This window comes from Lysinibacillus sp. GW823-FHT02G10 (assembly GCF_058797135.1).
The window spans coordinates 1-25252 of sequence record NZ_JBXAJI010000002.1; the positions used below are offsets into that span (position 1 = coordinate 1).

24 protein-coding genes are annotated in these 25252 nt (G+C 37.6%); 9 read left to right on the top strand and 15 right to left on the bottom strand.

Features of this window, described 5'->3' with window-relative positions; translation table 11 throughout:
• Positions 1-43: 43 nt before the first annotated feature.
• Entirely contained in the window at positions 44-937 is an 894-nt protein-coding gene (locus tag AC1RFD_RS09935; RefSeq protein ID WP_048392217.1) for a deoxyribonuclease IV, read from the bottom strand.
• 12 nt (positions 938-949) lie between these two features.
• A complete protein-coding gene (locus AC1RFD_RS09940) occupies positions 950-2251 on the bottom strand; it encodes a DEAD/DEAH box helicase (RefSeq protein ID WP_269899004.1) in 1302 nt (433 codons plus the stop codon).
• 293 nt (positions 2252-2544) lie between these two features.
• Between AC1RFD_RS09940 and AC1RFD_RS09945 the strand changes: the two genes are divergently transcribed.
• Positions 2545-3600, top strand: coding sequence for a 2,3-butanediol dehydrogenase (locus AC1RFD_RS09945; protein WP_048392215.1), 1056 nt, complete (start codon positions 2545-2547; stop codon positions 3598-3600).
• Between the two features lie 50 nt (positions 3601-3650).
• On the opposite strand, the gene kdpC is transcribed toward AC1RFD_RS09945, so the two are convergent.
• Genes kdpC through kdpA form a run of 3 tightly spaced genes read right to left on the bottom strand, consistent with a single transcriptional unit; the run spans position 3651 to position 8080 of the window.
• Entirely contained in the window at positions 3651-4295 is a 645-nt protein-coding gene (gene kdpC / locus AC1RFD_RS09950; RefSeq protein WP_054550107.1) for a potassium-transporting ATPase subunit KdpC, read from the bottom strand.
• Positions 4296-4306: 11 nt separating this feature from the next.
• Positions 4307-6370, bottom strand: a complete 2064-nt coding sequence (gene kdpB, locus AC1RFD_RS09955) for a potassium-transporting ATPase subunit KdpB (protein WP_054550106.1) — start codon at positions 6368-6370, stop codon at positions 4307-4309.
• Between the two features lie 15 nt (positions 6371-6385).
• Positions 6386-8080, bottom strand: a complete 1695-nt coding sequence (gene kdpA, locus AC1RFD_RS09960; RefSeq protein ID WP_054550105.1) for a potassium-transporting ATPase subunit KdpA — start codon at positions 8078-8080, stop codon at positions 6386-6388.
• 373 nt (positions 8081-8453) lie between these two features.
• On the opposite strand from kdpA, the gene AC1RFD_RS09965 reads away from it, so the two are divergent.
• The 4 genes from AC1RFD_RS09965 (at position 8454) to AC1RFD_RS09980 (ending at position 13560) form a co-directional block, all read left to right on the top strand.
• Positions 8454-11159, top strand: a complete 2706-nt coding sequence (locus tag AC1RFD_RS09965; protein ID WP_054550104.1) for an ATP-binding protein — start codon at positions 8454-8456, stop codon at positions 11157-11159.
• Positions 11152-11859: a response regulator transcription factor gene (locus tag AC1RFD_RS09970; RefSeq protein WP_004227221.1), complete on the top strand. Its 708-nt coding sequence runs from the start codon at positions 11152-11154 to the stop codon at positions 11857-11859. The genes AC1RFD_RS09965 and AC1RFD_RS09970 overlap by 8 nt, the downstream gene beginning before the upstream one ends.
• Positions 11860-12020: 161 nt before the next feature.
• Positions 12021-12515 carry a VrrA/YqfQ family protein gene (gene vrrA, locus AC1RFD_RS09975; protein WP_004227219.1) on the top strand — a complete coding sequence of 165 codons (495 nt, stop codon included), beginning with the start codon at positions 12021-12023 and terminating at the stop codon, positions 12513-12515.
• A 76-nt stretch (positions 12516-12591) separates the two neighbouring features.
• Positions 12592-13560 (top strand): 4-hydroxy-3-methylbut-2-enyl diphosphate reductase, encoded by a 969-nt coding sequence (locus tag AC1RFD_RS09980; RefSeq protein WP_048392210.1) that lies wholly within the window; start codon positions 12592-12594, stop codon positions 13558-13560.
• Between the two features lie 47 nt (positions 13561-13607).
• Here the strand turns inward: AC1RFD_RS09980 and AC1RFD_RS09985 are convergent, their stop codons facing one another.
• Entirely contained in the window at positions 13608-14309 is a 702-nt protein-coding gene (locus AC1RFD_RS09985) for a response regulator (RefSeq protein ID WP_016993520.1), read from the bottom strand.
• Between the two features lie 17 nt (positions 14310-14326).
• A complete protein-coding gene (locus AC1RFD_RS09990) occupies positions 14327-15907 on the bottom strand; it encodes an ATP-binding protein (RefSeq protein WP_048392208.1) in 1581 nt (526 codons plus the stop codon).
• Between the two features lie 111 nt (positions 15908-16018).
• Between AC1RFD_RS09990 and AC1RFD_RS09995 the strand changes: the two genes are divergently transcribed.
• The 3 genes from AC1RFD_RS09995 to AC1RFD_RS10005 all read left to right on the top strand — a co-directional run bounded on the left by AC1RFD_RS09995 (position 16019) and on the right by AC1RFD_RS10005 (position 19282).
• Positions 16019-17068 (top strand): TRAP transporter substrate-binding protein, encoded by a 1050-nt coding sequence (locus AC1RFD_RS09995; protein ID WP_016993522.1) that lies wholly within the window; start codon positions 16019-16021, stop codon positions 17066-17068.
• A 263-nt stretch (positions 17069-17331) separates the two neighbouring features.
• Positions 17332-18591 carry a dicarboxylate/amino acid:cation symporter gene (locus AC1RFD_RS10000; RefSeq protein WP_048392206.1) on the top strand — a complete coding sequence of 420 codons (1260 nt, stop codon included), beginning with the start codon at positions 17332-17334 and terminating at the stop codon, positions 18589-18591.
• Between the two features lie 154 nt (positions 18592-18745).
• Positions 18746-19282 (top strand): tubby C-terminal domain-like protein, encoded by a 537-nt coding sequence (locus tag AC1RFD_RS10005; RefSeq protein ID WP_048392205.1) that lies wholly within the window; start codon positions 18746-18748, stop codon positions 19280-19282.
• Between the two features lie 73 nt (positions 19283-19355).
• Here AC1RFD_RS10005 and AC1RFD_RS10010 read toward each other — a convergent pair whose 3' ends face one another.
• Positions 19356-19982 (bottom strand): hypothetical protein, encoded by a 627-nt coding sequence (locus AC1RFD_RS10010; protein WP_048392204.1) that lies wholly within the window; start codon positions 19980-19982, stop codon positions 19356-19358.
• Between the two features lie 261 nt (positions 19983-20243).
• Between AC1RFD_RS10010 and AC1RFD_RS10015 the strand changes: the two genes are divergently transcribed.
• On the top strand, positions 20244-20423 hold the full coding sequence (locus AC1RFD_RS10015) for a hypothetical protein (protein WP_054550103.1): 180 nt from the start codon (positions 20244-20246) through the stop codon (positions 20421-20423).
• A 65-nt stretch (positions 20424-20488) separates the two neighbouring features.
• Here AC1RFD_RS10015 and AC1RFD_RS10020 read toward each other — a convergent pair whose 3' ends face one another.
• The 7 genes from AC1RFD_RS10020 to AC1RFD_RS10050 all read right to left on the bottom strand — a co-directional run bounded on the left by AC1RFD_RS10020 (position 20489) and on the right by AC1RFD_RS10050 (position 25212).
• Positions 20489-21028, bottom strand: a complete 540-nt coding sequence (locus AC1RFD_RS10020) for an NADPH-dependent FMN reductase (protein ID WP_048392202.1) — start codon at positions 21026-21028, stop codon at positions 20489-20491.
• Positions 21029-21242: 214 nt separating this feature from the next.
• The gene (locus AC1RFD_RS10025; protein ID WP_048392201.1) at positions 21243-21491 is read right to left on the bottom strand and encodes a DUF2164 domain-containing protein; all 249 of its coding nucleotides are present in this window, start codon (positions 21489-21491) and stop codon (positions 21243-21245) included.
• A 112-nt stretch (positions 21492-21603) separates the two neighbouring features.
• Positions 21604-21828 carry a hypothetical protein gene (locus AC1RFD_RS10030; protein ID WP_048392200.1) on the bottom strand — a complete coding sequence of 75 codons (225 nt, stop codon included), beginning with the start codon at positions 21826-21828 and terminating at the stop codon, positions 21604-21606.
• A 14-nt stretch (positions 21829-21842) separates the two neighbouring features.
• Complete coding sequence (locus tag AC1RFD_RS10035) at positions 21843-22964, bottom strand: Nif3-like dinuclear metal center hexameric protein (protein ID WP_054550102.1); 1122 nt, start codon at positions 22962-22964, stop codon at positions 21843-21845.
• 1 nt (position 22965) lies between these two features.
• Positions 22966-23658 (bottom strand): tRNA (adenine(22)-N(1))-methyltransferase, encoded by a 693-nt coding sequence (locus tag AC1RFD_RS10040; RefSeq protein WP_048392198.1) that lies wholly within the window; start codon positions 23656-23658, stop codon positions 22966-22968.
• Positions 23659-23820: 162 nt separating this feature from the next.
• The gene (gene cccA, locus AC1RFD_RS10045; RefSeq protein WP_016993532.1) at positions 23821-24183 is read right to left on the bottom strand and encodes a cytochrome c550; all 363 of its coding nucleotides are present in this window, start codon (positions 24181-24183) and stop codon (positions 23821-23823) included.
• A 462-nt stretch (positions 24184-24645) separates the two neighbouring features.
• Complete coding sequence (locus AC1RFD_RS10050; protein WP_004227167.1) at positions 24646-25212, bottom strand: hypothetical protein; 567 nt, start codon at positions 25210-25212, stop codon at positions 24646-24648.
• Between the last annotated feature and the right edge of the window lie 40 nt (positions 25213-25252).

Consider the following 25252-nt stretch of genomic DNA (forward strand, 5'->3'; position numbering starts at 1 on the left):
AAAAGCCCGAAATCAGAACTAGCCTGATTTCGGGTTATTTCTGTTAGCCTTTTAAAGCTTCAATATGCTCAGGTTTAAAAGTACCACTTCGTAACATATCGATTTCCACTTTATACGGAGCTACCTTAGATTTAGCGTCACTCTTGAGAGGGACAAAGGGTGTTTCTAAAATTTTAGGAACATCCATTAATTGTGGATGGTGTACTACATAGTTAAGGGCATCAAAGCCAATATGACCAAAGCCAATATTTTCGTGACGATCCTTACCTGCACCGCGCACATTTTTGGAGTCATTGATATGCAATACTTTAATGCGTTCCACGCCTATAATTTTATCAAATTCGTTTAATACACCATCAAAATCTTCCACGATATTATAGCCAGCATCATGTGTATGACAGGTATCAAAGCATATAGAAAGTCGCTCGTTATTCGTTACACCATCAATAATTTTAGCAAGTTCTTCAAAGGAACGTCCACATTCTGTCCCCTTCCCTGCCATGGTTTCTAATGCAATTTGAACGGGATAGTCCTGAGATAATACCTCATTTAAACCTTCAATAATTTTAGCAATACCAGCATCAGCACCAGCTCCTACATGGGCACCAGGGTGTAAAACAATTTGCGTTGCCTCCAGTGCAGCAGTACGTTCAATTTCCGATTGTAGAAAATCTACACCGAGACGGAATGTTTCTGGTTTTTCCGTATTGCCAATATTAATAATGTAAGGTGCATGTACAACAATATTGGTCATCCCATGCTCTTTCATATGCAGGAGTCCATTCATAATGTTTAAGTCAGCAATGGCTTTGCGACGTGTATTTTGCGGTGCTCCAGTATAAATCATAAATGTATTGGCTCCGTATGACAGTGCCTCTTTACTAGAGCCAAGTAGCATTTCTTTCCCGCTCATCGAAACATGTGAGCCAAGTAGCATGTAAAAGCCCCCTTATTTTTTTCCGCGTGCCTTTAAGCGACGTTCACGTTTTTTAATTTTTTCCATTTCCCACTTCATATTACGTTTATAGCCAGGTTTTACCTTTTTAGGCTTACGTACCAACGCTTTTGCTTTCACATCAATTTCATTCTCTTGCTTCACACGATTTTTACGGGCATGACGCTCTTTTAACTCTGACCATTCGCCATCTTTTACATCTTTTTGTACAAAAGGAATGCCCATTTTTTCTACGCGAACTACTGCATCCTCATCTGATGGCTCAAATAAAGTAATGGCTGTCCCTTTATTGCCTGCACGCGCTGTTCGACCAACGCGGTGAATAAAGAATTCTAAGTCTTCTGGAATCTCGTAGTTAATAACATGAGAAATGCCTTGGATATCAATACCACGAGCAGCTAAGTCAGTTGCTACAATGTATTGGTAGTCAAGATCACGGATTTGCTTCATCATTTTTTTACGATCACGTGGACTTAAATCACCGTGAATTTGGCCACAACGGATACCATGCTCATTTAAGTAGCCAGCAACGTGTTCTGCTGTCTTACGCGTGTTGGTAAAGATAACAGCTAAAAAGGGATTAATGCCCTCAATGACTTCTAATAAACGTTTATTACGGGATTTTGAGCGCACTGGTACAAGTACAAAATCGATGCCTTCTGCCACTGGTCGTTTATCATTCATATGGACATGCACTGGCACTTCCATATATTTCTTTAAAAATGGCTGAAGTTTTTCTGGTATTGTTGCAGAAAAAACATACATTTCAAGCTTTTCGGGCATCTGTGAAGCAAATCCATCAATCTCTTCAATGAAGCCCATATCAAAAGCTAGATCCGCTTCATCGACAACTAAAATTGGTGCTGTATGCACAAATAACGCTTGTGCTGAAACAAGGTCACGAATACGTCCTGGTGTTCCAACAACAATTTGTGGCTGTGTTTTTAATTTATCAATGGAGCGTTGTTTGTCCGTACCCCCAATAAATAGTTTTGCTTGAATAGCTGTTCCTTCTATTAATTGATTTAATGCATCAAAAATTTGCTGTGCTAACTCTCGTGTAGGAGAAGTAATAACGGCCTGTACTTCCTGTTTTTCTACATCAATACGTTGAACAATTGGAATTAAAAAACTATGTGTTTTCCCTGTTCCTGTATGTGACTGTCCAATAGCACTTTTCCCTTTTAATAAAAGCGGAATAATTTCTTTTTGAATTGGTGTCGGTTCTGTAAAGCCAAGATTTGCAATGGCGTCCTGCAAAAATGGCTGAAAATTATAATCAGTATATTTTGACATCATTCGTTCCTCCTAACATCTTTTTCATTGTACCATGATTCGAACTTTAAGGTATATTTACGTCCTATTTCTTACTAGCATAAACATATTTTTAATGTTTTATTATCACCGTAACAAAGCCCTTATCAAAGGTACTTGAAATACGCAGAATATGCAATCAAAAAAGCGCTGTAACAATGTTCGAAAACGCTTGTAATATGTAATTTTTATGTCAATTTATAGGGAACTAATGATTAGCAGATTCCCCACATGTTATGATAGAGCTGTAAGATATTATGGGAGGTTGGTAGATTATGAAAGCAGCAAGATGGTATAAAGCAAAAGACATCCGTGTAGAAAACATTGAAGAACCAGTCATCGCACCTGGAAAAGTAAAAATCAAAGTACATTGGACAGGGATTTGTGGCAGTGATTTACATGAATACGCAGCTGGGCCAATCTTTATTCCAGTGGAGCAACCTCACTATGTAAGTAAAGACATAGCACCTATTGTAATGGGACATGAATTTTCTGGTGAAGTAGTTGAAATTGGCGATGGTGTTACATCTGTTAAAATCGGTGATCCTGTAGTAGTAGAACCAATCCTTGCATGTGGCGAATGTGCTGCCTGTAAAAAAGGTAAATATAATATTTGTAAACATTTAGGTTTCCACGGTCTTTCAGGCGGTGGCGGAGGATTCTCCGAATATACAATGGTAGATGAAAAAATGGTTCACAAAATGCCAGAAGGGCTTTCTTATGAGCAAGGAGCACTTGTTGAACCAGCAGCAGTCGCTTTACATGCTGTGCGTCAAAGTAAATTAAAAGCCGGTGACAAAGCTGCCGTCTTTGGAACAGGACCAATCGGGCTACTTGTCATTGAAGCATTACGTGCAGCGGGCGCATCAGAAATCTATGCTGTAGAGCTTTCAGCAGAGCGTGCCGCAAAAGCTTTAGAACTTGGTGCAACAGCCGTCATTAATCCTAAAGAGGAAGATGCCGTTGCGCGTCTACATGAATTAACAAATGGTGGTGTAGATGTTGCCTTTGAAGTAACGGGCGTTCCTGTGGTATTACAACAAGCTATTGACTCAACAACTTTTGAAGGTGAAACAATCATCGTGTCGATTTGGGAGTCTACAGCTGCTATCCAACCGAACAATATCGTTCTATCAGAGCGAACAGTCAAAGGAATTATTGCCTACCGCGATATTTTCCCAGCCGTAATGGAGCTGATGACCCAAGGTTACTTCCCTGCAGACAAGCTTGTTACGAAACGAATTGCTCTTGATGAGGTGGTAACAGAAGGCTTTGAGGCATTAATGAAGGAACGTAATCATATTAAAATTCTTGTAAATTCTCAAGCATAAAATACGATCAGGTAGAGAATAAAGCATTTCTCTACCTGATTTTATAGTTATTATTCTTGTCTATTATCCATTTTTTTCTTGATAGTTAAATTCGCCATTAGAACGTTCACTTTATTTTCTCCAAAGATTCCTAGTGTTCGTTTCTCCGTATTTTCTTCAATGATTTTTTCAATCTCTTCTTCTGAAAGACCGCTTGCTAGGGCAATGCGCTTCACTTGAATGTTTGCAGCCTTCACACTAATATGTGGATCCAGCCCTGAGCCAGAAGCTGTCATTAAATCTGCAGGTATATCTTGGCGTTTTACTGTTGGGTTTGCATGTAGAAACTTCTTGATATCTGCTTCAATTCGCTTCTTCAATTCTGGATTAGATGGTGCATAGTTAAAAGTTCCAGAAGTCACACCACTATAATTTAACTGACCATTTTTGTCTGGTACCGTATCATCCTCAGTATAAACATTATAATGAATGGCTGAAACACGTCCCCAGAAATATGATGGTGCTGAAAAGGATTGACCGATCAGTTCTGAACCAACAGCTTTACCATTGATTTCTAGTAAACTACCATTTGCTTGATGATGGAGTAATCCTTGAGCTAAAGCAGTCACCGCAAAAGGGTAGATTAGCCCACACAGTATAAACATTGTTATTGTAATAAGAATTGCTTGCTTTAAGTTCATAAATAGTTTTCGCATGTACCTTCCTCCTATAGCCCAAAACTACGGCATAGTGGACCAACTAGTATGTCAATTAACTTAATCCCAATAAAAGGAGCTATAATACCACCTATACCATAGACTAATAAATTTTTATTCAAAAGTTTTGTAGCACTCATTGGTTTATACGTTACTCCCTTTATTGCAATTGGAATTAACAAGGGAATAATGACTGCATTAAAAATTAAGGCAGAAATAATCGCACTTGTTGAAGAATTAAGTTTCATTATGTTTAATGCGCTCATCTCAGGTACAGCCACCATCAACATAGCAGGTATGATGGCAAAATATTTTGCTATATCGTTAGCGATACTAAATGTTGTTAAAGCGCCACGTGTCATCAGAAGCTGCTTCCCTATCTCTACAATTTCAATAATTTTAGTTGGATTTGAATCTAAATCAACCATATTAGCTGCTTCTTTTGCTGCATTTGTACCTGAATTCATTGCAAGACCAACATTGGCCTGCGCTAACGCTGGTGCATCATTTGTACCATCACCAGTCATTGCTACTACCTTCCCTTGTGCCTGTTCATCCTTAATGACTTGAATCTTATCCTCAGGTTTGCTTTCTGCGATAAAGCTATCTACTCCAGCTTCCTTTGCAATGGCTGCTGCTGTAAGTGGATTATCTCCTGTACACATAATGGTTTTAATCCCCATTTCACGAAGCTGTTCAAAACGTTCCTTTAGTCCAGCCTTGACAATATCCTTTAGATAAATAACGCCTAAAATTTTATCATTCAGTGCTACGACCAGAGGCGTCCCCCCTACTGTAGATACTTGTTGAACCAGCAACTCTAGATTTGAAGGAATACTGTACCCTGCCTTCAAACTCTCTCTTTTTATCGTATCATAGGCACCTTTTCGAATTTTTGTGCCATCCACCCTATCCAAGCCACTCATTCGTGTTTGTGCAGTGAAGGGAATATGTTTACTTGTCTGGATAATGCTTTTTTCACCGTCCGTATTCACCCCTAATTCGCAAGCAAGCGATAAGATAGATTTTCCCTCAGGTGTATCATCTGTTAGAGAACTAAGCCATGCAGCTTGCATTAACTCTTCCCTGGCAATTCCTTTTACTGGTAGAAACTCAGCTGCCATTCGATTGCCATATGTTATCGTGCCAGTCTTATCTAAGATTAATGTATCCACATCTCCACAGGCTTCCACCGCTCTCCCAGACATTGCGATGACGTTAAATTGTGTTACCCTATCCATACCTGCAATACCAATTGCGGATAATAATCCACCAATCGTTGTAGGAATTAAACAAACTGTAAGTGCTATTAATGTTGCGATAGAAATTGGCACATTCAAATACATAGTCATTGGATAGAGGGACACTACCACTAACAGAAAGATAATTGTTAAACTTACTAGAAGTGTATTAAGGGCTATTTCATTTGGTGTTTTCTTACGGCTAGCCCCTTCAATTAGCGTAATCATTTTATCCAGAAATGATTCGCCAGGCAATGAAGTAATTTCAATCATCAACCAATCACTCGTAACCGTCGTACCACCCGTAACGGATGAAAAATCGCCACCTCGTTCTTTTACAACAGGGGCAGATTCACCTGTTATTGCCGATTCATCCACAGTAGCAATGCCATCAATGACTTCCCCATCATTTGGAATTACCTCTCCAGCTTGAACTAATACAATATCTCCTTTTTTAAGGTCATTGGCCTGTTTAAGGATTTCCGTACCATCATGAAGCAACACACGAGCCTGTGTCACTGTCTTTGTTTTTTTTAAAGTTTGAACTTGTGCTTTACCTCTTCCTTCTGCAATTGACTCTGCAAAATTAGCAAATAGAATTGTAACAAAAAGTAGGATAGCAACTATTCCATTGTATAATCGAGCATGTTCTTCTACTACACTCCCAAACATATTTGGAAAAAGAACTAATAGCACCACAAACAAAAATCCTACTTCTACAACAAACATAACAGGATTTTTTAGCATATAAGTGGGACTAAACTTTTTTAAAGCGTCTATCATTGCATTTTTCAGCATCTTACTTGTCAAAAAACTCTTTCTTACTGTTTCCATATGCTCACTCCTCCATTAAGAATAAAGTTGTAAATGCTCTGTAATTGGACCAAGTGCTAAAGCTGGTAAAAATGTTAATGCACCAATCATTAAAACGATAGCCACTAGTAAAAAAGTAAAAGTAGTATTATCCGTTTTTAATGTTCCTATTGAATCACTGTGCCAAAATTTTTTGGCAAGTAGTGACGCAATCGCAAGTTGAATGATAATGGTTAAATATCGTCCAAAGAACATTGCAAGTCCTGTTGTCACGTTCCAAAATGTGGAATTATCTGCTAACCCTTCGAACCCTGAGCCGTTGTTGGCAGAGGCTGAAGCAAATTCATATAAAACCTGTGATAATCCGTGAGCACCTGGATTCGTTATGCCTGCTATTCCTGTTGGTGTTACAACTGCTAGTGCTGAAAATAGCAAAATAATAGCCGGATGAATCAAAATGCATAGAGCAATTAATTTCATTTCTTTCTCTTCAATCTTTTTACCTAAAAACTGAGGAGATCGCCCAATCATTAAACAGGCAATAAAAATTGTTAGTAGAACATACATCATCATGTTCATCAGGCCGACCCCTTTACCACCAAACACAACATTTAGCATCATATTAAACATCGGTACTAGACCCCCAAGAGGCGTCAATGTATCGTGCATATTGTTAACAGATCCTGTTGTAAACGCAGTAGTGACAGTGGTAAATAATGCTGATTGTACTACTCCAAAACGCATTTCTTTTCCTTCCATGCTCCCTAGCTCCTGTGTTATACCGAGTTCACTTATAATTGGATTACCAGCCTTCTCTGCTATGTACACAGTCACTAATCCGAGTAGAAACAATATACTCATTGCTGCAAAAATAGCTAAACCTTGTTTTCCAAAAATAGTTTTCTTTTTTCTATAAGCAATCATCAAACTAAAGGCAACTACACAAGCGCCCGGCAATAGCATCATCGATAACATCTCCACTATATTTGAGAGAACGGTTGGATTTTCAAAAGGTGTTGTTGAATTGGCTCCGTTAAAGCCCCCACCATTCGTACCTATATGCTTAATCGATTCTAGAGAAGCAACAGGTCCAAGTGCAATATCTTGTAATTTTCCTTCGATCGTTTGTACTGTTTTATTTGCACTTAAGGTTTGTGGTGTCCCTTGAGATACTAAAATAATGGCAACAATGATGGAGATAGGCATTAAAATACGCGTAATAACACGAACAAAATCAATAAAGAAATTCCCAATAGTATCTGTTTTCGCAACAAGGCGACGACAAAACGCCATACAAGCTGCATAACCAGTAGCTGCAGATGTAAACATCATGAAGATAATGACTAGCATCTGTGATAAATAACTGAGTCCAGATTCACCGCTATAATGTTGAAGATTTGTATTGGTTATAAAAGAAATAATCGTGTTAAATGAAAGTGTAGCTTCCATATTGCTAATATTATTTGGATTTAAAAACAGGAATGATTGAATGCGCAACAAAAAATATCCAATAAAAACCATAATTGCATTTGTAAGTATTAATGAAAGTACATATTCTTTACCATTCATATCTACTTGTTTAATGCCACACAATTTATAAATTACTGCATCAACTTTGTCTAAAATAGGATCAAGCCATGTTTTTTGATGTAATGTTACCCGATATAGATAATGCCCAGTTAAGATAACGAGCGGTAAATAAATAATTAATACTATGGCTATTTGCCACATAGTGCATTACCTCCTAACAGCCTTTAATAATTTTCAGGACAAAGTAATGCATGCCCTAGATAACCAAACAAGAATACAAGTACAATCCCGATAAAAATCCACATTCCTATCTCCTCCTTATTGCTCATCCACTAGTTTGAAGCACCATGTAGTTAATGACAAAAGACTTCCGAAGCTTATCAGTAACAATACAACCATATAAAAGTCCATCAATAAAATACCCCTCCTTCATTTAGGTTGTTCTCATCATACTGACTTTCAAATTAATGTAGTGTTAGGAAATCTACTTTTCTATTAAGAAAGCATAAAGAGGCAAAATCTTTATACTTTCTTAATGGGAGTTAACGCTATAATACAAATGAGGTGAACGAGGATGGAAAATACACGTCCAACTCCTGAGATGTTTTTAGCAAGACTTCAACAGGAGCAACAAATTTTAGGGAATTTAAAAATCTTTCTCGGTTATGCTGCTGGAGTAGGTAAAACTTACGCAATGTTAGATGCAGCACATCAAGCTCAAAAATTAGGTAAAGATGTGGTGGTTGGCTATGTAGAACAACATCCTCGTCCAGATACGTTAGCTTTACTAGAAGGGCTAGAGCAAATTCCGACGAAAAAAATAACCTATAGAGGAAAAGCTTTTTATGAATTAGATATTGATGCCGTATTGCAGCGCAAGCCAGAAATTGTTCTTATCGATGAATTGGCACATTCCAATGTTCCAACAATGCGGCACAAGAAGCGTTTTGGAGATGTTGAAGAACTACTGTCAAAGGGGATTCATGTTTATACAACTGTAAATATTCAACATATTGAAAGCCTTCATGACTTAGTAGAAGAAATTACTGACATTAAAGTACGAGAGCGTATCCCTGATTACTTAATTGATCAAGCATCTCAAATAAAAGTTGTAGACATTGAACCAGATGAACTAATACAACGCCTACAAGAAGGTAAAGTTTATGCAAAACAACAAGCGGAAAAAGCACTGCATTCTTTTTTCCGCAAACAAAATTTAGTATCATTACGAGAAATTGCATTACGTAGAGCAGCGGATACAATCAACTATAAACAAATAAACAACCATGAATCTGTCAAACACCCTGTACAAATTGAAGAACACCTACTAGTTGGTATCAGTAGTTCTCCTACAAATGCAAAAGTTATTAGAACCACTGCAAGACTTGCACAAGCATTACACGGTAAATTTACTGCTCTTTATGTACAAAACCTGCAGGAGCAAGAAGGAAGTAGTGCAAATTCAGAACGATTACAACAACACATTAAACTTGTGGAACAGCTTGGCGGCCATGTCGTCATCGTTCAAGAAGACGACGTAGCAGCAGCCCTTGCTAATTATGCTCAAATTAGTGGGGTCACGAAACTTGTTATCGGACGAACAAGTATGAGGAAAAAATGGTGGCGACCAAGCACAAAAATAAGTGACCGCCTGAATGAATTTGTTCCGAACTTAGCCCTACACATAGTACCAGATCAAGAAAATGAACCATTTTATTTTCCTATTATAAGTAATAAATTATCATTTGAATGGCTTGATTTGTTCAAAATGTTTATCGTATTTTGCTTCATATCAATTGTCGGCTTGTATCTATATTCAATAGGTATAAGCGAGTCAAACATCATTACAATTTACATTTTAGGGGTCCTCATCCTTGCTATTTGGTCAACTGGATCGATGATGAGTATTATTAACTCCATTATTGCTGTCTTACTTTTTAATTACTTTTTTACAGAGCCTCGATTTTCATTTGATGCTTATCATCGTGACTATCCAATGACATTTTTTATCATGTTTATCTCTGGCGTAATTACGAGTAGCTTAACAAAAAAGATAAAGGAGCAAACCATTATAGCCATTCGTAAATCTTATCGAATGGAGGTGCTCCTTGAAACAAATCGTAGGCTTCAACATGCTAAGTCTATTGAAGAAATAATAGTTGAAGGCATGTCTCAAATTGTTAAATTAGTAGAAAAGCCTGTACAATTTTTCGAAATAAATAACCAGGTAATTGAGAAATCATCTTTCTTTCGTACTGAAACAATGTCTAGTAGTGAAAATCAAAAAATAGCTGTACTTTTCGATAATCCAAATGAATGTGGTGTTGTTAGTTGGGTTACAAATAATAGGCATGTAGCAGGTGTATCTACAGACATCTTTCCTGAAGTGAACGCTTATTATATACCTGTTATTTCTAATGGAGATGTGAAGGGTGTTATAGGTATTGCCCTATCTAAAGTCTCCCCATTGCCTGCATTTGAGCGCAATATTTTGCACGCCATTATTAATGATTTTTCATTCGCTTTGGATAAATGGTATTTACAGAAACTTAATGAGGAAGTAGCGCGAGAAGCTGAAATGGAACAGATGCGAGCTAACCTTTTACGTGCAATCTCTCATGACCTTAGGACACCACTCACTGCTATCTCTGGAAATGCAGATATCTTACTCAACAATGCACCACTAATACCAGAGATTGAAAAAAATAAATTGTATGAAGATATTTATAAAAATTCAAAATGGCTTGTACAAATGGTTGAAAATTTACTAGCTGTATCTAAGTTAGAGGATGGGCAATTTGCGTTAGAAATGCAAATTGAACTAGTAGAAGATATTATTCAAGAGGCACTTTCCCATGTTATTCGTCAAAACAATACACATAAAATATCTTATGAAATTAAACCTGAGTTTTTATTTGCTTTAATGGATGCTCGACTCATCATACAAGTTTTCATTAATATTATCGATAATGCATTGACTTACACCCCACCAGGTAGTGCCATTACGATCATAGTGAAAGAATCAGATGGATTCGTAAGTTTTAGTATTTCTGATAATGGGCCTGGAATCGATGACGCTTTAAAAAGTAGCTTGTTTGAACCATTTACAACTGGAAAAGTACAACGCAGTGATAGTAGACGTGGTCTTGGTTTAGGCTTAGCACTCTGTCAAACAATTTTAAAATTACATGGTAGTAGCATAAACGTTTCAGATAATAAACCACAAGGAACGATTTTTAACTTTTCGCTGAAAAAAGGAGTAATGAAATTTGATGAGTAAAAGAATTCTAGTAGTTGAGGACGATGTAGCAATTGCCAATTTAATTAAAATGACATTAGCGACAAACCATTATGAATTCGACATTGCACGTGATGGTAATAGTGCCCTTCAAAAGGCTCTTACCATAAAACCTGACGTTTTTATTTTAGATTTAGGTCTACCAGACATAGATGGCGTAGAACTAATCACAAAAATTAGAAGTTGGAATCAAACACCAATTATTGTCGTAAGTGCTCGTGGAGAAGAACATGATAAAATTAATGCTTTGGATGCAGGTGCAGATGATTATGTAACAAAGCCATTTAGTGTGGAAGAATTATTAGCAAGAATTCGGGTTGCCTTAAGAAGAATGGCCTATGAACAACCACTTGAAAAAGAGAATCCCATTTTCACAAATGGTTATCTTCAAATTAATTATGTTGATCATACAGTATTTGTAAATGGAAAAGAAATACATGTGACGCCGATTGAATATAAACTTTTAATTGTTTTATCCAAAAATGTTGGGAAAGTTCTAACACATAATTATATTTTAAAGGAAATCTGGCAAAACGCTCTTCAATCAGATGTTCCAAGTTTACGAGTTTTTATGGCTACACTTCGAAAAAAAATAGAAGTTAATCCAGCACAGCCCAAACTTATTCAGACACATGTACGGGTAGGCTACCGAATGCTTCGCTATCATGAAGAGGATGAATGAATATGGAGCCTAAGGTCTAGCTGTATTTGGACTTCTACTTTACAAATTCCATATTACATTTTGCTTTTATGTAGCTTTATTGAACCCTCCTATTAGCCTTTGCATATCATAGCTATAGTCAGGTATGTCATCAATGAAAAACAAGTAGAAAGGAGATCATTATGGTATTTCGACCACCTTATCCATACCCAATGTATCCGGGTGGCATGAGAATGCCCATGCCCATGCAAACACCTCCACAGATGTCGCCACAGTCCTTTTTCCCGCCTGGAGGCTTCCCTGTTCAACCACGAATTCCAGGCGGCTTTCCAATGGCTAATGGAATAGGTTCATTTGGAGGGCAAATGCCGATGCCACCTGTGCAAGAAGCTTCGAAAGTCGGTTCATTTTTACAGCAAGCCAACAGTTTATTTAATACAGCCAAAACCTATACCCCTTATATCCAACAAGCTATGCCGATGGTGAAAAATATTCCATCACTTTTAAAATTGTATAAAGGATTCCAAGGACTTCCTTCCGCTGGCGGTGGAGCAACAGAAGCAGCAGGAAGCGATAGTAAGGCTGCTGGAAGTAGACGGTCATCTAGGCAAAGTGCATCATTTACGCCTCCCGAGCCACTTCCATCTAAACCACGTATTTTCCAACCACCAATGTAAATGAACGTTTCTTTGTATTCACTGTCACTGTCCGTTATAATGTAGATAGGTAAGCTTGAAAGGAGTCACAACCACCATGCAAGTATTAAAAATTAATCCACGTGGCTATTGCTACGGTGTTGTGGATGCGATGGTGATCGCTCGTAACGCCGCACTTGATAAAACATTACCAAGACCTATCTACATCTTAGGGATGATTGTGCATAATAAACACGTCACAGATGCGTTTGAAGAGGATGGGATCATCACGTTAGATGGTGATAACCGCCTAGAAATTATTGAACAAGTTGAAACAGGTACTGTCATTTTTACAGCACATGGTGTTTCACCGGAAATTCGTGAGATTGCGAAGCGAAAAGGCTTAGTGTCCATTGATGCTACATGTCCTGATGTAACAGTTACCCACGATTTAATTCGTGAAAAATCAGCAGAAGGCTATGACATTATTTATATTGGTAAAAAAGGACATCCCGAACCAGAGGGTGCTATTGGCGTTGCCCCAGATCATGTCCACTTAGTACAGTCTTCTAACGATATTGATGCTTTACAATTAACGAATGATAAATTACTTGTCACAAATCAAACGACAATGAGCCAATGGGATGTCGCCCATTTAATGGATAGTTTAAAAGAAAAATTCCCACATATTGAGGTACACAAAGAGATCTGTTTAGCTACACAAGTACGTCAAGAGGCTGTTGCACAGCAAGCAGGTGAAGCGGATTTACTTATTGTTGTAGGTGATCCTAAATCCAATAACTCGAACCGCTTAACACAAGTTTCTGTAGAAATTGCAGGAACACCATCCTATCGAATTGCAGATGTTTCAGAGCTAAAAGTAGAATGGTTAAAAGGTATCAACATCGTTGCTGTAACAGCAGGTGCTTCTACGCCAACACCAATTGTAAAAGAGGTTATTAACTTCCTTGATCAATTTGATGAAAATGATCCATCTACACACGAGATTAAGCGTACAGTAACACTAGATAAAATTCTGCCAAAGATTAAGACACCAACACCTGTTGATAAAATCATGCCCTATTAGTTAATCACAAAAAATCCTGATTGTTATTATGACAATCAGGATTTTCTTTATTTACTAAAGTAATAGTTTATAGGACGACCAATGCCACCATAATGGACATCCATTGTGATTTCCTCTTGTTTTTCAAGGTAATCTAAATATCTTCTAGCTGTTACGCGGGCAATGCCAATTCCACTGGCTACTTCTTCCGCTGAGGCACCATCCACCGATTGTAAAAAGTGCACAACTTTTTCAAGTGTTGTACGATTAAAACCTTTTGGGAGATTTTTTTCGGATTTCAATGTAACAGATTGATCCAACATGGTTTGTCCATCACGATAATGAAATAACTGATCTAATTCTCCCTGTGTGAGCTCTCGTTCTGTTTGAGTTTGCTTGTTAAAGCGTAAATAATTGTCAAGTGTCCCTTTAACACGTTCAAAAGAAAAAGGCTTCATAATATAATCAAAAACACCTAGATGCAGTATCTGTTTCACTGTCTCCATATCATTTGCGGCCGTCACGGTAATAACATCTACTGGTAAATCGAGCTCACGTATTTTGCGTAAGCTTGTAATACCATCTTGCTCTGGCATAAAAATATCCATAAAAACTAAATCAGGCTTCAGTTGACAAATTTGCGTAATGCCTTCTAACCCATTAGGTGCCTGTCCAACCACTTGAAAATGCTCTACCTTTTCAATAAATTGACGATTTACCTCTCGTACCATTGGATCATCCTCAATTAATAATACTCTAATCTGTGCCACTGCTAGCCCTCCATCCATTATGAATAATAAAAGGTGATTAAAAAACTTGTTCCTTTGTTAGGCTCACTGATGACTTCGATGTCACCCTGCCCTTTTTCGACAATTTCCTTTATTAAAAATAACCCTATTCCACGGTAGTTTTTCTCTTTTGTAGAATAACCATTATCAAAAATGTGCTGCTTGACCTCTTCCGTCATGCCAACACCATTATCGGTTACTAATATGGCTAATACGTCATCATCTTCATCCACAGAAACATGAATCACCTTCTCCTCGACCTGTACATCCTTTAATGCATCAAACGCATTTTCTATCAAATTACCAAAGAGAATGACGAAATCATGATGATCCAAATTAGCTGGAAATGATGTAAATCGGCTTTCACGGTCAATTTCCAATCGAATTCCTTGTTCCTTCGCATAGGAAATTTTACTGAGCAATAGCCCAGAAATATTTTCATTTTTTATTCGTTCGTTTAAAAAGTTAGTGATTTCATCATGCTCTTCCTTCACTTGTGTTAAGTAAGAAAGTGCCTGTTCATGATGACCTAGCTGTAAAAGACCCGCTATCGTATGCAGTTTATTTTTATGTTCATGTGTTTGTACACGAAGGGCTTGGACAAATGCTCTAACGCCTGTTAATTCTTCGGCAAGCTTTTTCACTTCCGTACGGTCTTTAAACATGGCCACTGCCCCAACAGTTTCGCCATTAACCTGTATCGGAATTCGATTACTCATAATACTATGATTATTAATATACAGCTCACGATTAAATAACGGCTGATCCAGCTCTAAAATTTCAGGAAGTCGTGTATCTGGCAAGACATGAAAGATTTTCTGTCCAATCAATGTAGAGGGTTTTTCATAAACGCCTAAGATATCACAGGCTTTTTCATTAAAAATCGTAATGGTCAAATCATTATCGATAGCAATGATGCCTTCGTGCATGGCATTAAACGTTTCTGTACGTTCTACATACATTTTGGCAATTTCATGCGGCTCTAACCCAAACATTTGCTTTTTCATATGAAGCCCCAATGTTCGTGCTCCCCATACACTAAATAGTAACGATAGTAGTACAGTAACCATTAGTTCGGTTTGCATTGTTTGCAGTAACTCCACTACCGTAAGAACACTGTACCCTACTACTGTAACACCTATTTGTTGTCCTTCATGGTTCATAATCGGGACAAACGCACGAACCATATTACCGTGTTCTCCACGTGCAATCGACGTATAGTAATGCTCTGAAAAAGCGGCGTTTAAATCTCCAGATTGAGATATTCGACCAAGTTCCTGGCTATTTGGATGGGAATATTTTCGTCGTTGCATATCAAGAACAACAATATATTTTGCCCCATTGATATCACGGATTTCCTCTACAACAGGATTAATATGCTGTACGGCATCATAGTAATTTTCACTAGCAATATATGTTTTTATTTCAGGAAGCTGAGAGACGGTTTTTGCTACAAGGAGTGCCTGATCACTTAGTTTGGTCTTTTGCTCATTCATGACAAAACCTAACAAAAAAGTACCGCCAATGCTAAAGGAAAGCATGAGAATAAAAAAAGTCAGAGACATAATTTTTCTCTGCATGGATAACTTCTGAAATTTCAACTGACCGCCTCCCTCCTACTATATTTTAGCTTACTCCATATGTTAGAATAACAAAAACATCAGAAAATACGAATTAATTGGGTGTATACAATGAAAAAATTTATTATTGGTACGATTATAACTGTGCTTGTGTTAATCCTCACTATCAGTGTTCAACAAGGATTACTATTCGCCAAGCCACTTCCCTATGATGATGAGCAAAAGGGTTTAGACACACAGATAACAATTCATTTAAGTCATGTCGTCGCTGAAAATACCCCTAAAGGCCAAGCTGCCAACAAATTTGCTGAGCTAGTAGAAGAAAAAACAAACGGGAAGGTCAAAGTACATGTTTACTCCAACTCCTCTTTATTTAATGATGAAAATGAATTTCAGGCATTGCAAAAGGGAGAAGTGGAAATGATCATCCCTACTTTTTCTAAAATGACGGCTTATGTTCCTAATTGGCAGGTGCTTGATTTACCCTTTCTATTTAATACAAATGAGGAAGTAAAGGAAGTCCTAACGGGTTCTATTGGTGAACAATTGGTTAATGAGCTAGAGCCGTTCCATATTAAAGGGCTTGGCTTTTGGTACAATGGGTTTAAGCATCTAACCTCTGTTGAGCAGCCTATTCATACTTTTGAAGATTTACAGGGCTTACGAGTGCGTACGATGCCAAGTAAAACATTAGAAAAGCAATTTGAAGTGGTCAAAGCAACACCTATACCTATTTCTTTTAGTGAGGTCTTTTCGGATTTAGAGAAGCATGCAATAGACGCACAAGAAAATACCGCTTCTAATATCTATTCAAAGGGTTTTTACAAAGTACAAAAGCATATGACTATCACTCAGCATGGGATTTTAGGCTATGCTGTGTTAATGAATGAAACCTTTTGGAATTCTCTACCTATCAAAATTCAGCATCAGTTGTTGGATGCTATGAAAGAAACAACCGATTGGCAATTTGAGCAGGCTGAACTTATGAATGAACAAGATATGGACAAGTTGAAACAGCTAGATGATTTTGATGTGTATACAATGAGTCCCCAAGAAAGACAGCGCTTTAAGGAACAACTTGCACCTGTTTATGATTTTTATAGAGCCCATATTCAAAACGATCAAATCTTAGCAGAGATTGAAAAAATCGTTGATCCCTAATACTTTTGTTCATTAATGAAAAATCCTTACAAAACGTAAGGATTTTTTCTATTGTATTATAATAGATTCGCGAATCTCATAACTACTATAAAACAGCTTAAAACCCTTGATATTACTAGCCTTAATACCCCTTTCTCTCAGAATGAACAAAATGAACAATACAACCATTACGGTCATAAACACTATTGTCGGAAAATTTCAGCTATGATAACCACATGAAAGCGTTCACACAATATTCATAGATGTTGTAGGGGGAGAACTATATGCGGATAAATTTTAAAAACTTAACAGTACAAGTATTGATTGCCATTGTACTAGGGATTATCGTCGGAGCAACATTCCCAGAATTCGGGGCAAAGCTCAAAATCTTGGCGGATATATTTATTAAACTTATTAAAATGTTAATAGCACCAATTATCTTCTTAACAGTCGTAATCGGCATTGGTAGCATGGGGGATGTCAAAAAGGTTGGTAAAATTGGTGGAAAAGCTTTAATTTATTTTGAAATTGTTTCAACTTTTGCCCTTGCAATTGGCTTAATCGTTGTCAATATTGTTCAACCAGGTAAAGGTTTTAATACAGATGCAGCAAGCGGTGCTGATGTTTCACAATATACAGACGCGGCGGCTGCAGAGCATGGTTTAGGTGCATTTATTATGCAAATTATTCCTGAAAATGTAGTTGGTGCTTTAGCAAATGGTGAATTATTACCAGTCTTGTTCTCAGCTGTTTTATTTGGACTAGCTGCGGCGGCGATTGGAGAACCAGCTAAACCTGTTATTAAATTTTTCGAGCAAGTTGCAGATATTTTCTTTAAAATCGTTAACATGGTGATGAAAATTTCTCCTATTGGTGCGTTTGGTGCCATGAGTTATACAATCGGAAATTTTGGACTTAAATCATTAGGAAACTTAGGATTTTTAATGCTATCTGTTTACATTACAATGTTCATTTTTATTGTTGTGATCATTGGATTGATTACCCATTACTTTGGCTTTAGTATTTTTAAATTTATCAAGTACATTAAAGATGAAATCTTTATCGTTATCGGAACATCTTCATCTGAATCTGCATTACCTTCCATGATGCGTAAGCTTGAAAACTATGGTTGTTCAAAGCAAGTGGTTGGGCTGGTGATTCCTACAGGCTATTCATTTAACTTAGATGGAACATCCATTTACTTATCAATGGCTGCTATCTTTATTGCGCAAGCCTATGGTGTGGATTTAGATGTTTGGCATCAAATTACGCTATTAGCCATCTTAATGCTTACTTCTAAAGGGGCAGCTGGTGTAACAGGCTCTGGCTTTATTACACTTGCAGCAACATTAGCAGCCTTCCCGATGATCCCAGTAGAGGGGATTGCCCTTTTAATCGGCGTAGATCGTTTCATGTCAGAAGCACGTGCAGTTACAAATCTAATTGGTAATGGTGTAGCTACAGTGGTCGTGTCAAAAATGGAAAAAGAATTTGATACAGAGCAGGAAAAGCGTGCTCTATCCGGTCATACCCAAATGTCATAAAATGAACAGGCTGCTGAAAGCGGAAATAATTTGCTACTTCAGCAGCCTGTTCTTTTATTTATAAAGAGGCAAGTAGATAAAAAACACCGTAGAGCTAGTTTCTTGAAACCTCATCGACTACCTACTCGTATAAATAATGACTGGAGGTTTCTTTATGACAACTTTTACACTTACCTATCCGAAGGGCTTTAAAAGCTTCACTGATATTCCAATCGTGAATGAACAGAACGAAACAGTATGTGTACTTCAAAAAATGGAGCGTACCTCTGCTGGTAAAGTACTGAATGCTGTCTTGCTGGTAGCTGCACAGCAAACATTACCGTACCGTTATGAGACACGAACTACTTTAGGTGCACCACTTTTTCAAGTACAATCTACCCTGTTAACAAAAGGAGTCAGCCATCAAATTGTTATGCCTGATGGCAGCTTGATACCCATTCAACGGAAAACAGTGCAATTATTAGAATCCTCTTATTCATTTACAATGGACGATTTAGAATTTCGTTTTGAAAAGGATTTTACCTCTACTGCTTATTTATATTGCAATGATGAAAAGATTGCGAGTGCAAGCTCTATTGAGACTGAGCTAGTACAGATAGGTATACAGTTTAAGCTTTTCCATGCGGATGATATGCGCTTTGTTGCACTCCTAGCAACTCTTTATCAAGCTCTCTTTGCAACAACTACATAGCTGCTTTAAACATGTCAAAGGCATCGAGCATTAAAATCTCGATGCCTTAATCCTATGTTATTTTTCTACACAGCTAATTTATTTTTTCTCGTTGGGCATTTAATATGTTAATAACATAGGAAGCATTTTGTGATGCTTTTGCTTGTACAATCTTCTTGATGGCTTCTTCCATCCTTAAAGCTAACTCAAGTGCCTCATGCGTAGCGCCCTTTATCGTTGTTTGTATGGTAATGGTTGTTCGATTTTCAATAACTAAATATTCATATACGTCAAAAGCTTCTAAGCCCGCAATTAAATCTTCCATCAAAAGGTTCATATCATCCCCCATTATCTTGTTGTTATCAAGCAAGGAGGTAAACTCCCATCTTTCAAAAACTATGGGATAGTCCTTTAAGGGAGACGTTTTTAAAGCATTTTTTGCTATGGATTCCATATCTTTTTTAATTGACTGGAAATAGTCTTCTCCGCCTACAACTTGGATTACTAATTCCTTTTCTTCCGTCGTTTTAACGTCAATGCCGACATACTTTTCAAGTAGCTTATCCTTCAATCGAGCCAGACTCAACTCTTCATTTGTTATAAGCGATTGAGCCTCTTTATTTGCTTCTGACCTTTTCTCTCCTGCAAATCTATCAAATAGGACCAACATAGATATAATGACTACCAACAGTCCGATGACAAGCCCAAACCGTTTACCCATTGAATCCCTCCTGATAGGAAGGTATGTCCCCTTTTACTACAATATTCGCTTTTCTAGTTTGAAACAGCACATACTTTTCATATTAAAATGCAGTGTCCCTACAGTATCTCCACTTTTCATAATGGAATTTGTATCGCTTATTTTTCCCTATATATTCCGGGACGCGAAATAAATTTGCTTTGTTTTGTCCTTTCTGTGTCATGCTTCTCAAAAAGTAGTACACTTAAGAAGTAGTAATTCTATCATTATGGAGGGTTTTAAATGGCATCAAAAGCAGCGGATATTAAAAATATACTGACATTAAATCTGCTTGTACAAATCTTAGAGGAACGTGGCATTATGACAGATAAAGAACTAAAAGAGCGCCTCACCAATACAGTAAAACTATCTTCGATGGAGAATGATTTAAAGGAAAAAGTCCTTGAAGAAATCAAACATTAATGGATTTTACCTCATCAAAAAACGACCGCTTTCTGAAAGCGGCCGTCTGAATCAAAGCTTTAAGTTTAGGATCGAATTGTTTTCAAAGCAGTTGACCATGGCACAAGCTGATCTAACATTTGATGAACTGAATCTGCTTGCACCTCTTTTGGTTTAAAGACAGAGCCGTTTTCAAAATCAGTAAATAATGATAATGCTGGATGTACTCGAACATCTGCAACTAGCAATTCTCCAAGAATTCCTCGTAGATGCTCTGCTGCACGCGCACCTCCAACAGAACCATAAGAGACGATACCAGCAGCTTTATTGTTCCATTCAACTCGTAAATAATCTAATGCATTTTTTAATGCACCTGTAATGGAGTGATTGTACTCAGCAACAATAAAGACAAAGCCGTCACAAGCTGCTACTTTTTCTGACCATGCAGCTACCCCAGAAGTATCTCCACCTGGTTCCCCTAAAAATGGTAATTTAAATTCAGCGATATCAATTATTTCATATTCCGCATCACGACGTTTTTCCGCAACTTCCTTTACCCAAGCTCCAACTTGTGGGCTTACACGACCTTCTCGCGTACTTCCTAAAATAATACCGATTTTTAACATATGACGCCTCCTCTTATCATCCATTCTTGTGACTCCATCACGGTTTATCGTACGTGTTCGCCACTCGTAACCATTTTGGTCAGAAAAATATCCCTTTATTCATCACCCGTTAATTAGCTCTGAATAGTTAGAATTGAATTATCTCTAATTCAAGATTAAGGTATCATCAACCATTCTTTCCTGTCAAATATTTAATCTAGAGGGATAAAGAGGATTATTTTGTTTTAATGGGCTGCTCCAATGCCTCTAATTCCTCTTCAATAGAGGCGTATTGTCTTTCCACAACATACTTGGCATCTGACAAGGCAGCATTATAAATATAGGGGGCAATATGCTCCTTGATAAAATCTAACATACGTTCAGCTTCAAATTCACTAATGTCTTCATCACGCTGATTATAAAAAAAACGTTGAATATCAGCAAGAATCATTTCCTGCTGATCTTTAGATAAACGAATAAACAAGACAACTCTCTCCACTTCTGTTAATCAATTTTATCTACATCTTATCACTGTTCATAGATTCCTTGCATTCAAAAAGGCTGAAACACTAGTACTGCTAGCGTTCAGCCCCATCTCATTGTTTACATTCAAATGAGTAGCTAGTGGATAAAAAGTTTTTCTCCTTTGCTACAATTGCTTGTCCACCATCATCTTCACATTGCTGTGTCATTGCATCGATTTTCTTATCATTGACCATATTGGTCATCACCGTCATACCAATACCAAAAACAACGATGAATAAACCAATCATGATCCATAGCTTGCCTGCTTTATTACCAGCTGGTCTTTCATTAGCCATATTAGTTCCCTCACTTATACAAATAAAAATGGTTCTGTATGGATCGTTGATTGGATGAATTCAACCAAGTATTTTTTATCCTCACATAGTTCAGCCATTTTTTTTGCTACTCCTGCAATCATTACCTTTTCTACATGATGACCAGGATCTACTATTTGCAGATCAATGGCTTGTGCGTCCTGAGCTGTATGGAAGTACATATCGCCTGTTAAGAAAACATCAGCTCCTGCACGTTTTGCCGCATAGATATATTTATTACCATCTCCACCAACAAGCGCAACCTTGCTGACCTTCGATTGTAAATCACCCACTACACGCACAGCTGGCACATCTAGTTGCTGTTTAACGAATTCAGCAAATTGTTGTAACGTCATGTCCTTTGTTAAGTAACCTACACGCCCTAATCCCATCACATTTGTTTGCTGCTCAAGACGTATCACATCATAGGCAGGCTCCTCATAAGGATGGCTAGTAAGCATGGCCTTTAACACGCGGCCTTTAATGGATTCAGGAAAAACAACTTCTACCTTTACTTCTTCCTCCACATGTAATTCACTAACAGAGCCAACGAACGGATTAGCTCCTGCTAATGCACGGAACCGACCTTCTCCAGTCGTTGTATAACTACATGCTTCATAGTCGCCAATACGACCCGCCCCAGCTTTTGCAAGCGCCTCACGTAATGCTTGTGCATTAGCAGTTGGTATAAAGACTGCCAGCTTCAACAAATTCTCAGCATACGTTTCTTCTAATATTGAACGGTTTTTTAGCTGTAGGGCATCTGCTAATAAATCATTTACCCCACCTTCGGCTACATCTAAATTTGTATGAGCGGCATATACAGCAATATCGTGTTTAATGAGCTTTTCATATAAGCGCCCTGCTGGATGATCTGTGCGGATATTCGCTAGGCGTCTAAAGATTGGTGGATGATGTGCGATAATCAGCTCACAGCCTTTTTCTATTGCCTCATTTGCCACGGCTTCAGTGACATCTAACGTCACCAAAACTTTACTTACAGGTTTGTTGAGGGTCCCTATCGCTAGTCCAATTGGATCATTGTCCATACAAGCTAGTTTTTTGGGTGACCATGCTTCGAACACTTGAATAACTTCTTGGCCATTTACCGTTTTCATCTTACAAAACTCCTTCTACTAAATGTATCAGAGCCGTTAACTCTGCACGCTTTTCTTCAATTTCAGGTGTTTGTTCTGCTCCTTCAATGGATTGTAGTACACGTTGCCAATTGTCTTTTTCACGCAACCATTTTTTCGTAAATGCTGGTGATTTACGCAGGCTTAGCTTAGGTCCAAACAAAATCTCGGCTGTAGAGAGCTCCATTTGCCCTCTTTGTAACACAAGGATTTCATAGATTTTATCATCTTCCTCTAAAATCTCTTCATCAAGAATCGCCCATTGATGTGCTAAAGCCCACTCACGGATAACCTTGGCGTGAATATTCGGTTGTAGGATTAGACGTGTGACACCTTGAAGCTTTTCTGGATGCTTCTCTAGAATGGAAACAATTAATGGTCCACCCATGCCAGCTATTGTCACCGTATCCACATGGTCAGCTTCTTCTATCGCTGCTAAACCGTCTGCAAGGCGTACTGTAATTTTTTCAGTTAAGTTTTCCTTCTGTACTTGTCCTACCGCCGATTCATAAGGTCCTTTTACAACTTCCCCTGCTATGGCATATGAGGCAGTCCCTTTGTGAATTAAATAGCATGGTAGATAGGCATGGTCACTACCAATATCCGCCATGACTGCTCCTGTAGGAACAAATTTCGCTACTGCTTCTAATCGCTTTGAAAGTTTTTGTGCGTTCATTTTTATACCGCCTATCTTCAATAGAGTCCATTAATAGTATGGATGATGTCGTGAAAAAAAACAAATGGAGTTGTCTCACATTTCTATGTGGACAACCCCATCTTCATGCTTTAAATCTAAAAAGTAGCTGTACTATTTCAGTACAGCTACTTGTCAGTTTTACTATTCTAAAGTAGAAATGTATTCAGCGATTGCTTTTGCTTCCTCTTCAGTTTTCATGTTTGGTTGCATTGGAGTACCTTCGATACCCTTTGTTAAAACTTCTACGATATGTGCTTCATCTAAGCCATGTAGATTTGGACCCATACTACCAGTTAAGTCACCACCATGACAACCGATACAAGATTGTACTAGTGCTGAACCATCAGCTTCTGCATCTGTTGTTTCTGTAGTAGTTTCGCCACCACCCTCATGTTCAGCAGCAATTTCTTTCTTGTTATCTGCACCTTGTAAAGACATGAAGAAAATAAGACCAATACCAAATGCCAGAATTAAGATGTAAGGAACGACTGGATTGTTTTTCATAAGTTTCCCCTCCTCATTTTAAGTCTACTTCTATTATAATATAGAATCAGTCAACATCTAATATTGTACTTCATTAACAAAGAAACGAAAAGCCCTATTCGCTAAGTTTTCCTTTGTTTGTAACAAATTCGACATTTCTGTATCTATTGGATAAAATATGTCTTGCCAACATCCAAAATTGGTCAAATTTATCCTTTTATACAATTTCTTTTTCATTATATTTATGCTGTTATCATACCCTTTTCACTCATTGATATACCCAAAATTAAAAAATCTGTACGTTTTTAATTAGCGTACAGATTTTGAATCTTCTGAGGTAAAAACTTTAACATGATACTGACCCTATTATAGATAAATTGTCACAAATTATGGTTTTATATAAACACTAAAGTTCAATTAAGTTTCTAACCTGATTTAGTAGATGGAGTTCCTTGTACATCGATAGAAATACCATTTGCTAAATCAGGATAAATTTATGATATAGTACCCAACTAGTGCTATTAATCCTAAAGCACCTGAGACTGTGAAATATAGAAGTTTCATTTTAATACCTGACAACAGCCAAATAACACAATTTGCTGCAATCAAGCAAAATAAAACCGTATTATTTCCACTAAAATATGTAGTACAAATTCGGATCGACATACTAAATAACAGGATGGCCGCTAGTACATGAAAAATGGGAGCTAGTAGATGTTTTTTTCGAGCCATTTGCCACGCAGCAATAAATAAGATGCATGCACCTACTCCCACGATTACTGTAAAAATCAATGTTAAAGATTGCATTGTAAAATAGAGTGCCAAAACAGCCATTATGGCGATACATAGACCCACTACCAATAGGATCATTTTTCTTTTTTCTGATGGCAAGACCGCTTGTTTAGGATGTTGCACTGGTTCTAACTCCTCTATGTCAGCCCCCTCCGTATAAAGAGCTGCTAAAAAGTCACAATAGTGCTCAGGTAAAAGTTTATTTTGCTTCCAAAACAAAATTTCATTAAGGATTATTTTTTTGCGAGGATTTGTCATAGTGTTAGCTCCAAACATTGCTTAATAATGGTTGTATTAC

Excerpts from the sequence above, each read along its gene's own strand:
- AC1RFD_RS09980 (WP_048392210.1), top strand. The coding sequence starts at position 12,592 with ATGCAAGTATTAAAAATTAATCCACGTGGCTATTGCTACGGTGTTGTG.
- AC1RFD_RS09945 (WP_048392215.1), top strand. The coding sequence starts at position 2,545 with ATGAAAGCAGCAAGATGGTATAAAGCAAAAGACATCCGTGTAGAAAAC.
- AC1RFD_RS10000 (WP_048392206.1), top strand. The coding sequence starts at position 17,332 with ATGCGGATAAATTTTAAAAACTTAACAGTACAAGTATTGATTGCCATT.
- AC1RFD_RS10030 (WP_048392200.1), bottom strand. The coding sequence starts at position 21,828 with ATGGCTAATGAAAGACCAGCTGGTAATAAAGCAGGCAAGCTATGGATC.
- kdpA (WP_054550105.1), bottom strand. The coding sequence starts at position 8,080 with ATGTGGCAAATAGCCATAGTATTAATTATTTATTTACCGCTCGTTATC.
- AC1RFD_RS10035 (WP_054550102.1), bottom strand. The coding sequence starts at position 22,964 with ATGAAAACGGTAAATGGCCAAGAAGTTATTCAAGTGTTCGAAGCATGG.
- AC1RFD_RS09990 (WP_048392208.1), bottom strand. The coding sequence starts at position 15,907 with ATGCAGAGAAAAATTATGTCTCTGACTTTTTTTATTCTCATGCTTTCC.
- AC1RFD_RS09970 (WP_004227221.1), top strand. The coding sequence starts at position 11,152 with ATGAGTAAAAGAATTCTAGTAGTTGAGGACGATGTAGCAATTGCCAAT.
- kdpB (WP_054550106.1), bottom strand. The coding sequence starts at position 6,370 with ATGGAAACAGTAAGAAAGAGTTTTTTGACAAGTAAGATGCTGAAAAAT.
- AC1RFD_RS10040 (WP_048392198.1), bottom strand. The coding sequence starts at position 23,658 with ATGAACGCACAAAAACTTTCAAAGCGATTAGAAGCAGTAGCGAAATTT.
- AC1RFD_RS10050 (WP_004227167.1), bottom strand. The coding sequence starts at position 25,212 with ATGACAAATCCTCGCAAAAAAATAATCCTTAATGAAATTTTGTTTTGG.
- AC1RFD_RS10005 (WP_048392205.1), top strand. The coding sequence starts at position 18,746 with ATGACAACTTTTACACTTACCTATCCGAAGGGCTTTAAAAGCTTCACT.
- kdpC (WP_054550107.1), bottom strand. The coding sequence starts at position 4,295 with ATGCGAAAACTATTTATGAACTTAAAGCAAGCAATTCTTATTACAATA.
- AC1RFD_RS09940 (WP_269899004.1), bottom strand. The coding sequence starts at position 2,251 with ATGTCAAAATATACTGATTATAATTTTCAGCCATTTTTGCAGGACGCC.
- AC1RFD_RS09995 (WP_016993522.1), top strand. The coding sequence starts at position 16,019 with ATGAAAAAATTTATTATTGGTACGATTATAACTGTGCTTGTGTTAATC.
- AC1RFD_RS09935 (WP_048392217.1), bottom strand. The coding sequence starts at position 937 with ATGCTACTTGGCTCACATGTTTCGATGAGCGGGAAAGAAATGCTACTT.
- vrrA (WP_004227219.1), top strand. The coding sequence starts at position 12,021 with ATGGTATTTCGACCACCTTATCCATACCCAATGTATCCGGGTGGCATG.
- cccA (WP_016993532.1), bottom strand. The coding sequence starts at position 24,183 with ATGAAAAACAATCCAGTCGTTCCTTACATCTTAATTCTGGCATTTGGT.
- AC1RFD_RS10015 (WP_054550103.1), top strand. The coding sequence starts at position 20,244 with ATGGCATCAAAAGCAGCGGATATTAAAAATATACTGACATTAAATCTG.
- AC1RFD_RS10020 (WP_048392202.1), bottom strand. The coding sequence starts at position 21,028 with ATGTTAAAAATCGGTATTATTTTAGGAAGTACGCGAGAAGGTCGTGTA.
- AC1RFD_RS09965 (WP_054550104.1), top strand. The coding sequence starts at position 8,454 with ATGGAAAATACACGTCCAACTCCTGAGATGTTTTTAGCAAGACTTCAA.
- AC1RFD_RS10010 (WP_048392204.1), bottom strand. The coding sequence starts at position 19,982 with ATGGGTAAACGGTTTGGGCTTGTCATCGGACTGTTGGTAGTCATTATA.